Genomic DNA, 12,893 nt, shown 5'->3' with positions numbered 1-12,893 from the left:
GCAATAAAAGGTAAAGCGGCCGGAGCGGGTTTATTCAGCGGGGACTTCCACCTGGAAATTCACGGCACGGGCCGGGACCACGGTGGAAATGGCGTGCTTGTAAACCATTTGGGTGACCGTATTGCGCAGCAGCACCACATACTGGTCGAAGGATTCGATTTGCCCTTGAAGCTTGATGCCGTTCACCAGGTAGATCGACACGGGCACATGGTCCTTGCGCAGCGTGTTCAGGAACGGATCTTGCAGAGTTTGCCCTTTATTGCTCATTGGCCAGGCTCCATTTGTTTGTTATTTAAGTGGCGGCGCGCTGAAAATGTTGGTGGCGCGCACCGAAATACGTACTCTACAGGGTTTTCCCGGCCCGTGCTACTTGCGCCACGCACAAAGTGGCACAAGAGATTTCCGGCCCGAAAAACACCCTGGGCGACGCTATCAACGGACGTTCAGGATGTCGGCCAGCGCGGCCAGCAACAGCCCCGTCTGCTCGTCCGTGCCGACGGTGATGCGCAGGAACTGTTCGATGCGCGGCTGCCGGAAATGGCGCACGATGATGCCGCGCTCGCGCAGCGCGGCGGCCAGCGCCGCCGCGTCCTGGCCGGGGTGGCGGGCGAAGACGAAGTTCGCCGCCGAAGGCAGCACCTCGAATCCCAGCTCGCCCAGCCCCTGCGCCATGTCCTGGCGCGTCTTGATCACCGCTTGGCGCGTGCGCTCGAAGTACTCGCGGTCCTGCAGCGCGGCGATCGCGCCGGCCGAGGCGAGCCGGTCGATGGGGTAGGAATTGAAACTATTCTTGACCCGCTCCAGCCCGTCGATCAGCTCGCGGCTGCCGACGGCGAAGCCCACCCGCAGCCCCGCCAGCGAGCGCGACTTGGACAGGGTCTGGACCACCAGCACATTGTCATGCCGCGCGATCAGCGGAATGGCCGATTCACCGCCGAAATCGACATAGGCCTCGTCCACCACCACGACCGCGTCGGGATTGCCGGCCGCGATGCGTTCGATGTCGCCCACGGCCAGCGCCCGGCCCGTGGGCGCGTTCGGATTGGGGAAGATGATGGCGCCCGCCGGTCCGTTGCGGCCCGGCAGGTAGTCTTCTGGATCGATGCGGAAATCGTCGGTCAGCGGCACCGTTACATGGTCGATGCCGTACAGCCCGCAGTAGACCGGATAGAAGCTGTAGCTGATGTCGGGAAAGCGCAGCGGGCGCGAATGCTTGAGCAGCGCCAGGAACACGTGCGCCAGCACCTCGTCGGAGCCGTTGCCCACGAAGACCTGGTCCGGGCGCACGCCGCAGTTGTCGGCGATGGCCTGGCGCAGGCCGTCGGAAGACGGATCCGGATAGAGCTTGAGCGTATCGTCGCAGGCGCCGCGTATGGCCTCGAGCACCCTGGGCGACGGCCCATAGGGATGCTCGTTGGTATTGAGCTTGACCAGATTCCGAAGCTTGGGCTGCTCGCCCGGCACATAGGGGCTCAAGGTCCCCACCACGGGGCTCCAGAATCTGCTCATGGGGTCAATCTTCCTGCGCGTAGGGATTGTGCGATGACTTGAATTCGATCCGCAGCGGCGTGCCGGCCAGATCGAAGGCGTTGCGGAAACGCGTTTCCAGGTAGCGCCGGTAGGAATCCGGCACCGCATCCAGCGCGTTGCCGTGGACGATGACCAGCGGCGGGTTCTGGCCGCCCTGGTGCGCGTAGCGCATCTTGGGGCGGAAGATGCCCTTGCGAGGCGGCGGCTGCTGCTCGACCGCGGCCTGCAGCTCGCGGGTGAGCTTGGGCGTGGACAGCTTGGCGAAGGCGGCGCCGTGCGCGGCGTTGATGGACTTGAGCAGCGGGCGCATGCCTTGCGCGCGCAGCGCCGATATCGTGTGCATGCGGGCGAAGGACAGGAAGCGCAGCTTGCGCTGGAACTCGCGCTCGATGCGTTCCTTCTGGTCGGCGTCCAGGCCATCCCATTTGTTGATGGCGACCACCACCGCGCGGCCGGTCTCCAGCACGAAGCCGGCGATGTGGGCGTCCTGCTCGGAGATCTCGGTCTGCGCGTCCAGCATCAGCAGGACCACGTTGCTGGCCTCGATGGCCTGCAGGGTCTTGATGACCGAGAACTTCTCGACCGCCTCGAACACCTTGCCGCGCTTGCGCAGGCCGGCCGTGTCGATCAGCGTGTAGCGGCGGCCGTCGCGCTCGAAGTCGATCTCGATGGCGTCGCGCGTGGTGCCCGGCATGTCGAACGCGATGACGCGCTCTTCGCCCATCAGCGTGTTGATCAGCGTGGACTTGCCGACGTTGGGCCGGCCGACGATGGCCAGCTTGATGCGGTGATCGTGCGGACCTTCCTCGGCGGGCTCTTCCTCGACCGGCGGCGCCAGGTCCTTCAGCGCCAGCTCGATCAGGTCGACGATGCCGTCGCCGTGCGCGGCCGAAATCGCATACGGCTGACCCAGGCCCAGTTCGTGGAATTCGGCCACGGCGGCGCCGGAACCCATGCCTTCGGCCTTGTTGACCGCCAGCAGCACGCGCTGCTGGCCGGACTTGCGCAGCAGCTGGGCGATCTCGTGGTCATGGGCGTTGAGGCCGGCGCGCGCGTCCACCAGGAACACCACCACGTCGGCCTCGGCGATGGCCTGCCGGGTCTGGCGCGCCATTTCCAGCAGGATGCCGTCCTTGGCCACCGGCTCGAAGCCGCCCGTGTCGATCGCGATGAACGGGATCTCGCCCACCCTGCCCTCGCCATAGTGGCGATCGCGGGTCAGGCCGGAATAATCGGCCACCAGCGCGGCGCGCGATCGCGTCAGGCGGTTGAAAAGGGTCGACTTCCCCACATTGGGGCGGCCGACCAGGGCGACGACAGGCTTGAAAGACACGGTAAGGGCTTTTGTTCTATGGGTTTCAGTTGGAGCCGATCAGGGCAAGGTTGCCATTGCCCGTCTGGATCAGCACGCCTTGCGACGTGGTCTGCGGCGGCGAGACGATCGCTCCGCCGCCCACCGACAGGCGCGCCATCAGGCTGCCGTCGCTGCGCGACAGGAAGTGCAAGTAGCCGTCCAGGTCGCCGACGGCGAGCGCGCCGCCGAGCAGGGCCGGCGCGGTCAGCTGGCGGTTCTTCAGCGCGGCCTGCTTCCAGACGTTGCCGCCATTGTCCAGCGCGAAGGCGCTGACCACGCTGTTCTGGTCGGACGCGTAGGCGAAGCGCTCATCCAGGCTCATGCCGCTGACGCTGGAGAAGTCCTTGGCCCAGATCGGGCGGCCGCCGGCCGTCACGTCAAAGCATACGATACGCCCTTGGTAGGCGACCGCGCAAAGCAGGTTGCCGGCGATGCGGGGCGAGCCCACCACGTCGGTCAGGCGTTCCAGGTCGCTGGCGCCGCGCGGCGTGGCCACGGTGCCTTCCCACTGGACGTTGCCGCTGTCGGAGGCGATGGCCATGAGCTTGCCGCCGGGCAGGCCGGTGATGACCAACCCTTCGGCCAGCACCATCTGGGCGGCGCTGCGCAGGGCCAAGGCCGGTCCGGGCCGCTGCACGCTCCAGAGGCGATCACCGCTGTTGGCGTCGAAGGCCTGGATGCGATAGTCGCCGCTGCGCACCACGACGATGCCGTAGCCCACCACGGGCGGAATCGTCACGTCGCTGGTGGCGCGGGCCTTCCACTTGACCTTGCCGGTATCGTCGAAGGCAATCACGTCGCCGTCGGGCGAAGCCACGGCCGTGGTCGTGCCGTCGCTGCCGACGCCGGCGGACAACTGCTTGGTCTCGGCGCGGACCTTCCAGATCGGGCGGCCGCTTTGCAGGTCGAACTTGCCGACCGAGCCGTCGGGCGTGGCGGCATAGATGGCGCCGTTGACCACGGCGGGCACGAAGCCCAGGCCGGAGCCGCTGCCCACCGAAACGGACCAGACCTGGCGCACCGACATGCCGGCCTTGTATTCGGTCAGGGGCGCCGGGTCGTAACGACCGTCGTCACGGGAAAACATACCGCAACCGCCCAGGACCAGCAGGCCCGTCAGGCATACGGCGCCGCGCAGGGCACGGCCAGTGGCAAATTTACGCATTACAGTCAGGCTCCGCTCAGGGCATCCAGTTTCAATTGCACGACTTGGGTCAGCGGATTCGCGGTTCCCAGGCCGTCGATGGCGCTTTGCCATGCGGCCCGCGCCTCGTCGCGCTTGCCCTGGGCAGCGAGGATATCCCCACGGCGGTCGGCGAACAAGGCCGCGAACGCAGGCGGCGGGCTGGTCAGCTGCGCCAGCGCGGCATCGTATTGCTTCTGGTCAAGCAGCAGGCCCGCCAGGCGCAGGCGCGCGACGGACTGCATGGACGGGTTCTTGTTCTGGGCGGCCAGCCATTCAAGCTGCTCGCGCGCGCCATCCGTGTCCTTCTGGACCAGCAGGGCCTGGGCGGCCACCAGCGCGCCGCGGGCGGCATAGCCGGTGGCGCCGTACTGCTCGCGCAGCGTGGCGGCGGCGGTCTTGATGCGCACGACCGATTCGGCGGTGCCCAGGCTGGCCGCGTCCTCGAGCGCCTCGAAGTAGCTCATGGCCTGGCTCGCGCGATGCGATTCATAGGCCTTCCAGCTCCACCAGCCACCCCAGGCCAGGGCCACGGCGACCACCAACGAGACGATCACCGTGCCATAGCGGGCCCACCAGGCCTTGATTGCGTCGAGTTGTTCCTGTTCTTCGAGATCGTATGCCATGCCTTAACCCTTGTTCTTCAATACGCTGGCCAACTCCGCCAGGGCAACCTGCCGCTGCTCGGCCTCGCCTTGCGCGTCGGCCCGCAGGAACTTGACGCTGGCGGTCCGCGCAGCCACTTCGTCGGCGCCAAGAATAACCGCAACCCGCGCGCCGCTGCCGTCGGCGCGCTTGAATTGGGATTTGAAGCTGGCCGCGCCAGCGTGCACGATCACCGACAGGCCGGCGTCGCGCAGGTCCTCGCCGATCTGGGCGGCCAGGCGCTGGGCCTCTTCGCCCTGGTGCACCACGTAGACCTCGCACTCGGGTTCGGCCTGGACTTCGACGCTTTGTTCCCACAGGTCCAGCAGGCGTTCCATGCCGATGGCGAAACCCACGGCGGGCGCCGGCTTGCCGCCCAGCAGCTCGATCAGGCCGTCGTAGCGGCCGCCGCCGCACACCGTGCCCTGGGAGCCCAGGCGATCGGTCACCCACTCGAACACGGTCAGGTTGTAGTAGTCCAGCCCGCGCACCAGGCGCGGGTTCAGGCGGTATTCGATGCCGGCATCGGCCAGGCGCTGGCACACGCCGTCGAAGTGCGCGCGCGATTCCTCGCCCAGGAAGTCGAACAGGCGCGGCGCGCTGTCGGCCATTTCCTGCATGGCGGGATTCTTGGTGTCCAGCACGCGCAGCGGATTGGTGTACATGCGGCGCTGGCCATCCTCGTCGAGGATGTCGCGGTGCTTTTCCAGGTGCTCGATCAGCGCGGCGCGGTGCGCGGCGCGCTCGGCCGGCTGGCCCAGCGAGTTCAGTTCGAGCCGCACGTCGGTCAGGCCCAGCAGCTTCCACAGGCGAGCCAGCATGACGATGAGTTCAGCGTCCACGTCGGGACCGGCGAAGCCCAGCGCCTCGACGTCGATCTGGTGGAACTGGCGATAACGGCCGCGCTGCGGGCGCTCGTGACGGAACACGGGGCCGATGGAATAGACGCGCTGCGGGCGATCGTAGAGCAGATTGTGCTCGATGGACGCGCGCACGATGCCGGCCGTCATTTCCGGACGCATGGTCAGCGATTCGCCGTTGAGCGCGTCGGTGAAGGTGTACATCTCCTTCTCGACGATGTCGGTGACCTCGCCGATGCCGCGCGCGAACAGGCGCGTATGCTCAAGCACCGGCGTGCGCACGTTGCGATAGCCGTAGCCGCGCAGCCAGCCGCGCACGATTTCCTCGAATTGTTCCCAGCGGGCGCTGGCCCCCGGCAACAGGTCATTCATGCCGCGTATCGCGGCCACTTTCTGGAAAGCTTGAGTCATCTTGATCATGTCGTCCCGCGCGCCTGCCGGCGCACGCGACGACCCTACCCTTACTTTTAGTGAGAGGCGTGCGCGCCGTAACGGCGCGCGACGTAGTCTTCGACAATGGCCTGGAACTCTTCGGCGATGCGATCGCCCTTGAGCGTGACCGTGCGCTCGCCATCCACGAACACCGGCGCCGCGGGCACTTCACCCGTGCCCGGCAGGCTGATGCCGATGTCCGCGTGGCGGCTTTCGCCCGGCCCGTTGACCACACAGCCCATGACCGCGACGTTCATGTTCTCGACGCCCGGATACTGCGTGCGCCACAGCGGCATCTGCCGCCGCAGATAGGACTGGATGCTGTCGGCCAGTTCCTGGAAGAACGTGCTGCTGGTGCGGCCGCAACCCGGGCAGGCCACCACCAGCGGCGTGAACGCGCGCAGGCCCATGGTCTGCAGGATTTCCTGCGCCACCACGGCCTCGCGGCAGCGGTCGCCGCCCGGCTCGGGCGTCAGCGAAATGCGGATGGTGTCGCCGATGCCCTGCTGCAACAGCACGGCCAGCGCCGCCGTCGAGGCCACGATGCCCTTGCTGCCCATGCCGGCCTCGGTCAGGCCCAGGTGCAACGGATAGTCGCAACGGGCGGACAGGTCGCGGTAGACGGCGATCAAGTCCTGCACATGGCTGACCTTGCAAGACAGGATGATGGCATCGCGGCGCAGGCCCAGCTCTTCCGCGCGCTGCGCATTGCTGATGGCGGACACGACCAGCGCGTCGCGCATCACCGCCTGGGCTTCCCAGGGCACCGCGCGCTGGTTGTTCTCGTCCATCTTGCGGGCCATCAGCTCGTGATCCAGGCTGCCCCAGTTCACGCCGATGCGCACCGGCTTGTCGTAGCGGCAGGCGACCTCGATCATCTGCGCGAAATTGTCGTCGCGGCGCTTGCCTCCACCCATGTTGCCCGGATTGATCCGGTACTTGGACAGGGCCTGCGCGCATTCCGGGAATTGCGTCAACAGCTTGTGGCCGTTGTAGTGGAAGTCGCCCACCAGCGGCACGTCCACGCCCATGCGGTCGAGCTGCTCTCGGATGGCCGCGACTTCACGGGCGGCTTCCGGCGTGTTGACCGTGATCCGGACCATTTCGGAACCGGCCAGCGCCAGTTCCTTGACCTGGATCGCCGTGGCGATGGCGTCGGCGGTGTCGGTGTTGGTCATGGACTGGACCACCACCGGCGCGCTGCCGCCGATCGTCACCACGCGTTCGCCCCACTTCACGTCCACCGAACGCGTGGCGCGGCGCGGCGCGGCTCCCACATCGGGAGGCGGCGCGTCCTGGCAAGGCAGAGAGGATTCTTGCATCGGGGAAACCGGGTTTACTTGGACAGCTTGGGGAGCCAGTCGAACGCCAGCCAATGCTGGGGCAGCCAGCCCTGCCAGAACGCGTAGGCCACGCCGGCGGCCAGCACCACCACGATGGCGATCAGCCAGCCCCAGGACGCCGACGAGGAACGCTCGTCGTCGGCCCCGGACTGGGGAATGGAATGCGCGGAATGCAGCGCGCCCGGGCTGAGCTTGACCGGCCCGGTGACGCGTTCCTTGGGATCGAGCGACTCGACGATGGCCTTCGAGTCCGCGCCAAGCAGGCGCGCATAGTTGCGGATCAGGCCGCGCAGCGACACGCCCGAGGGCAGGTCGGCCCATTGCTCGTTTTCAAGGGCTTCGATCTGACGGGCGGAGAACTTGATCCGGCTGGACACTTCGTCCACCGACCAGCCTTTGGATTCGCGCAGCGCGCGCAGCGCCGAGCCGATCTTTCCAGTACCGGCCGCGGACGTCTCGGACACCGCTGCGGAAGCCAATTCCTGCGTCATGCATGCACCTGTTTAATTGGTATGGTCTGGCGCTGTGCGGCGTTGCGCTCGGTGATCCGGGTGCGGTCGCGCACTTCCCCGGCCAGCTGGCCGCAAGCGGCATCAATATCGTCGCCCCGGGTCTTGCGCACCGTCGTGACGATGCCCGCGTCCATCAGGCGCTGCGCGAAGACTTTCACGCGCGCCGAAGGCGAGCGCTTCAGGCCCGACTCGGGGAAAGGGTTGAACGGGATCAGGTTGAGCTTGCAGCGCACCAGGCGCGCAAGCTGGATCAATTCCTTGGCGTGCTGGTCGGTATCGTTGATGCCGTCCAGCATGCAATATTCAAAAGTGATGAAGTCGCGCGGCGCGTGCGCCAGATAGCGCTCGCAAGCGGCCAGCAGCTCCTTCAGCGGGTACTTCTTGTTCAGCGGCACGAGTTCGTCGCGCAGCGCGTCGTTGGGCGCGTGCAGCGACACGGCCAGCGCCACCGGACAGTCCTGCGACAGGCGGTCCATCATGGGAACCACGCCCGAGGTCGACACGGTGACGCGGCGGCGCGACAGGCCATAGGCGTTGTCGTCCAGCATGAGGCGCAGCGCCGGCAGGACCTGATCGTAGTTGAGCAGGGGCTCGCCCATGCCCATCATGACGACGTTGCTGACCACGCGGGTGTCTTCGGATGCCTTGGCGCTTTCCAGGCGCGCCGTGCCGATATCGGCCTCGAGCACGCGCTTGGCCCACCACAGCTGGCCGATGATCTCGCTGGTCTTCAGGTTGCGGTTGAAACCCTGGTGCCCGGTCGAGCAGAAACGGCAGTTCACCACACAGCCGGCCTGGCTGGAGATGCACAGCGTGCCGCGGTCGTCTTCGGGGATGAAGACGGTCTCGATGGCGTTGCCCTGCCCCACGTCGAACAGCCACTTGCGCGTGCCGTCGGACGAACGCTGCTCGGTATTGACCGGCAGGGCCTCGATGCGGCAGCGCTCGGCCAGCTGGCCCCGGAACTCGCGGGCCAGGTCGGTCATGGCGTCGAACGAATCGGCGCCGCGCTGGTGCATCCAGCGCTGCAGCTGGCGGGCGCGAAACGGCTTGCCCCCCCATTGCCCGACTAGTTCGGACAGGGCGGCGCCATCAAGCCCCAGCAGATTGATTCGTTCGACGGATTCCATGACTTGGCAAAGCTAAAAAACGATTACGGCGTTTCCGCGAGAATCAACGGCTGTGGATGTTGATTTCGGGGAAGAAGAAAGCGACTTCGACAGCGGCCGTTTCCGGAGCGTCGGAGCCGTGCACGGCGTTGGCGTCGATGCTGTCGGCGAAGTCGGCGCGGATGGTGCCGGCGGCAGCCTTCTTGGGGTCGGTGGCGCCCATCAGGTCACGGTTCTTCTGGATGGCTTCCTCGCCTTCCAGCACTTGCACGAACACGGGGCCCGAGACCATGAAGTCGACCAGGTCCTTGAAGAAGGGGCGCTCTTTGTGCACGGCGTAGAAACGCTCGGCGTCGGCGCGCGACAGCTGTTGCAGGCGGGCGGCGATGACCTTCAGGCCGGCTTGCTCGAAGCGGGCGACGATCTGGCCGATGACGTTCTTGGCGACGGCGTCGGGCTTGATGATCGAGAGGGTGCGTTGGATGGACATGGAGAACTCCGAAAACTGGTTTCTGACTGGTTTCTGATTAATTGCCCGGCGTGGTTCCGCGCCTGTCGGTTTCACCCTTCAGGCGCCGTCGCGCTGCCTGCGCGCAAGCGGTCCGGAACGCATCACCGTTCCGGGCCGGCCCGAACCACACGGCCGAGGCAGGATTCGACACTGCCCACCTATGTTCCATCCCATGCCGGCCTGCGCCGATATCCCGCCAGGCCGCCGGCATTCCGTCTGAGGGAATCCGCCGGCCCGCGGCCCTGCCGAAGTAATGGTCCGGCAATGCCCAACGGACGCGCTGGACGGCATGCTCTGAAATCTCACCGCGTTTTCATTGAAGTTTCAATATGAACTTTTTCAATGAATCCTCAATGAATTCAGGGACTTCCAAAAGGTTTACAGTAACCCGGTATTCTAACACGGCGAGAAGACCGCATTACATCTTAAAATGATCGGTTTGCTGCCCGCCTCCATCGACCGGGCCACCTGTCTGCCGGAACCCTGCAATGACCCAAGCCGCAACCCCGAACGCCGCCGCTGGCGCCACCGAATCCCCGGAGCTTTCCAAGAGCTTCGAACCCGCCGAACTCGAATCCCGCTGGTACGCGGAATGGGAGAAGCGCGGATATTTCACGGCCGGCCAGCACGTAAAAACGGGGTCGGAAGCCACTCCCTATGTGATCCAGTTCCCGCCGCCCAACGTGACGGGCACGCTGCACATGGGCCACGCCTTCAACCAGACCATCATGGACGGCCTGGTCCGCTACCACCGCATGTCGGGCAACGACACCGTGTTCATTCCCGGCACTGACCACGCCGGCATCGCCACGCAGATCGTCGTTGAAAGACAGCTCGATGCCCAAAAGGTTTCGCGCCACGACCTGGGCCGCGAGAAGTTCGTCGAAAAAGTCTGGGAATGGAAGGAAAAGTCCGGCAACGCCATCACCGGGCAGGTCCGCCGCCTGGGCGCGTCCGCCGACTGGCCGCGCGAGTACTTCACCATGGACGAGCGCATGTCGCGCGGCGTGGTCGAGACCTTCGTGCGCCTGCACAAACAGGGCCTGATCTACCGCGGCAAGCGCCTGGTCAACTGGGATCCCAAGCTGCTGACGGCCGTGTCCGACCTGGAAGTGGTGTCCGAGGAAACCGACGGCCACATGTGGCACATCCTCTACCCCTTCGTCGACGGTCCGCAGACCATCACCGACAAGGATGGCCAGACCGTCACGCTGCGCGGCCTGACCATCGCCACCACGCGCCCCGAGACCATGCTGGCCGACGGCGCGCTCTGCGTGCACCCGGAAGACCCGCGCTACAAGCACCTGGTCGGCAAGCTGGTCGAGCTGCCGCTGTGCGACCGCAACATCCCCATCATCGCCGACGATTTCGTCGACCCTGAGTTCGGCACCGGCTGCGTCAAGATCACCGGCGCGCACGACTTCAACGACTACGCCTGCGCGCTGCGCCACGATCTGCCCATGATCGTGATCTTCACGCTGGACGCCCACATCAACGAGAACGGCCCCAGCCAATTCCAGGGTATGGAGCGCTACGAGGCCCGCAAGGCCGTGGTCGCCCAGCTGGAGACCGAGGGCTACCTGGTCAAGGTCGAGCCGCACAAAATGATGCAGCCCAAGGGCGACCGCACCGGCGTGGTGCTGGAACCCATGCTGACCGACCAGTGGTTCGTCGCCATGAGCAAGCCGGCGCCCGAAGGCACGCTGAACCCGGGCAAGAGCATCACCCAGGTGGCGCTGGAAGTCGTGGCCGACGGCCGCATCCAGTTCTACCCCGACAACTGGACCACCATCTACAACCAGTGGCTCAACAACATCCAGGACTGGTGCATCTCGCGCCAGCTGTGGTGGGGCCACCAGATTCCCGCCTGGTACTCGGAAGACGGCCAGGTGTTCGTCGCCCACGACGAGGCCCAGGCCATCGAGCAGGCCCGCGCCGCCGGCGTGACCGGCGCGCTGACGCGCGACCCCGACGTGCTCGACACCTGGTTCTCGTCCGGCCTGGTGCCCTTCACCACGCTGGGCTGGCCCGAGAACACGCCGGACCTGCAGCGCTACCTGCCGTCCAGCGTGCTGGTCACGGGCTTCGACATCATCTTCTTCTGGGTCGCGCGCATGGTCATGCTGACCACGCACATGACCGGCCAGATCCCGTTCAAGCACGTCTACGTGCACGGCCTGATCCGCGACGCGGACGGCCAGAAGATGAGCAAGTCCAAGGGCAACACGCTGGATCCGGTGGACCTGATCGACGGCATCGACCTGGATGGGCTGGTGGCCAAGCGCACCTACGGCCTGATGAACCCCAAGCAGGCCGGCTCCATCGAGAAGGCCACGCGCCGCCAGTACCCGGATGGCATCCCCGCCTTCGGCACCGATGCGCTGCGCTTCACCATGGCCGCCTATGCCACGCTGGGCCGCAACATCAACTTCGACCTGAAGCGCTGCGAGGGCTACCGCAACTTCTGCAACAAGCTCTGGAACGCCACCCGCTTCGTGCTGATGAACACCGAAGGGCATGACCTGACGGGTTCGGACGCCGGCGAGACCTCGTTCGTCGACCGCTGGATCATCAGCCAGCTGCAGACGCTGGAAGCCGACGTGGCCCGCGGCTTCGCCGACTACCGCTTCGACAACGTCGCCAACGCGCTGTACCGCTACGTGTGGGACGAATACTGCGACTGGTACCTGGAGCTGGCCAAGGTCCAGATCCAGACCGGCACGCCCGCCCAGCAACTGGGCACGCGCCGCACGCTGATCCGCGTGCTGGAGGCGGTGCTGCGCCTGGCGCACCCCATCATCCCCTTCATCACCGAAGAACTTTGGCAGACCGTCTCGGTGGTGGCGGGCAAGCGCCAGGCCGGCGAGCCCGGCAGTGTCAGCGTGCAGCCCTTCCCGGTCGCCAACCCTGCCGCCCAGGACGCGGCGGCGGAAGCCGACGTGGCCGAACTCAAGGCCCAGGTCGAGGCCGTGCGCGCGCTGCGCGGCGAGATGAGCCTGTCGCCGGCCCAGAAAGTGCCGCTGTGCGCCCAGGGCGAAGACCGGAACATGCTCAAGCGCAACGCGCCCTACCTGGCCGCGCTGGCCAAGCTGAGCCAGGTCGACGTGCTGGACGCCCTGCCCGACGCTGGCGCGCCGGTGCAGGTGGTCGGCACAAGCCGCCTGATGCTGCACGTGGAGATCGACGTCGCCGCCGAGCGCGTGCGCCTGGACAAGGAAATCGCCCGCCTGGAAGGCGAGATCACCAAGGCCAACGGCAAACTGTCCAACGCCAGCTTCGTCGAACGCGCGCCCGCCGCGGTCGTCGAGCAGGAAAAGGCCCGCGTCGCGCAATTCGGCGAAACGCTGCGCAAGGTGCAGGAACAGCGCGCCAAGCTGGGCGCCTGATCGTCGCGCCAGGCCCTGATGGCAAAAA

Annotated in this window: 11 protein-coding genes; 1 reads left to right on the top strand and 10 read right to left on the bottom strand. The window is 66.3% G+C overall.

The window, feature by feature from the left end:
• Nucleotides 1-30: 30 nt before the first annotated feature.
• The 10 genes from hfq to ndk all read right to left on the bottom strand — a co-directional run bounded on the left by hfq (nt 31) and on the right by ndk (nt 9,458).
• Nucleotides 31-267: an RNA chaperone Hfq gene (gene hfq, locus KDH83_RS02110; RefSeq protein ID WP_006218585.1), complete on the bottom strand. Its 237-nt coding sequence runs from the start codon at nt 265-267 to the stop codon at nt 31-33.
• A gap of 165 nt (nt 268-432) precedes the next feature.
• The gene (gene hisC / locus KDH83_RS02105; RefSeq protein WP_212312496.1) at nt 433-1,509 is read right to left on the bottom strand and encodes a histidinol-phosphate transaminase; all 1,077 of its coding nucleotides are present in this window, start codon (nt 1,507-1,509) and stop codon (nt 433-435) included.
• A 4-nt stretch (nt 1,510-1,513) separates the two neighbouring features.
• Nucleotides 1,514-2,863, bottom strand: a complete 1,350-nt coding sequence (gene der / locus KDH83_RS02100; protein WP_212312494.1) for a ribosome biogenesis GTPase Der — start codon at nt 2,861-2,863, stop codon at nt 1,514-1,516.
• 25 nt (nt 2,864-2,888) lie between these two features.
• A complete protein-coding gene (bamB, locus tag KDH83_RS02095) occupies nt 2,889-4,049 on the bottom strand; it encodes an outer membrane protein assembly factor BamB (protein WP_212312493.1) in 1,161 nt (386 codons plus the stop codon).
• Nucleotides 4,050-4,054: 5 nt separating this feature from the next.
• Nucleotides 4,055-4,693 (bottom strand): tetratricopeptide repeat protein, encoded by a 639-nt coding sequence (locus KDH83_RS02090; protein WP_212312492.1) that lies wholly within the window; start codon nt 4,691-4,693, stop codon nt 4,055-4,057.
• A 3-nt stretch (nt 4,694-4,696) separates the two neighbouring features.
• Nucleotides 4,697-5,983: a histidine--tRNA ligase gene (hisS, locus tag KDH83_RS02085; protein WP_212312491.1), complete on the bottom strand. Its 1,287-nt coding sequence runs from the start codon at nt 5,981-5,983 to the stop codon at nt 4,697-4,699.
• Between the two features lie 56 nt (nt 5,984-6,039).
• The gene (gene ispG, locus KDH83_RS02080) at nt 6,040-7,326 is read right to left on the bottom strand and encodes a flavodoxin-dependent (E)-4-hydroxy-3-methylbut-2-enyl-diphosphate synthase (protein WP_212312490.1); all 1,287 of its coding nucleotides are present in this window, start codon (nt 7,324-7,326) and stop codon (nt 6,040-6,042) included.
• 14 nt (nt 7,327-7,340) lie between these two features.
• On the bottom strand, nt 7,341-7,838 hold the full coding sequence (locus KDH83_RS02075; RefSeq protein ID WP_212312489.1) for a helix-turn-helix domain-containing protein: 498 nt from the start codon (nt 7,836-7,838) through the stop codon (nt 7,341-7,343).
• Nucleotides 7,835-8,989 carry a 23S rRNA (adenine(2503)-C(2))-methyltransferase RlmN gene (rlmN, locus tag KDH83_RS02070; RefSeq protein ID WP_212312488.1) on the bottom strand — a complete coding sequence of 385 codons (1,155 nt, stop codon included), beginning with the start codon at nt 8,987-8,989 and terminating at the stop codon, nt 7,835-7,837. The genes KDH83_RS02075 and rlmN overlap by 4 nt, the downstream gene beginning before the upstream one ends.
• A gap of 43 nt (nt 8,990-9,032) precedes the next feature.
• A complete protein-coding gene (gene ndk / locus KDH83_RS02065) occupies nt 9,033-9,458 on the bottom strand; it encodes a nucleoside-diphosphate kinase (RefSeq protein ID WP_212312486.1) in 426 nt (141 codons plus the stop codon).
• A 509-nt stretch (nt 9,459-9,967) separates the two neighbouring features.
• Between ndk and KDH83_RS02060 the strand changes: the two genes are divergently transcribed.
• Nucleotides 9,968-12,865, top strand: a complete 2,898-nt coding sequence (locus tag KDH83_RS02060) for a valine--tRNA ligase (RefSeq protein WP_212312484.1) — start codon at nt 9,968-9,970, stop codon at nt 12,863-12,865.
• Nucleotides 12,866-12,893 lie beyond the last annotated feature (28 nt).

This window comes from Achromobacter sp. Marseille-Q0513, assembly GCF_018195695.1.
Classification (GTDB): domain Bacteria; phylum Pseudomonadota; class Gammaproteobacteria; order Burkholderiales; family Burkholderiaceae_B; genus Achromobacter.
Note: the sequence above shows the minus strand (reverse complement) of the source record. Positions and strands in the feature narration are given on the sequence as shown.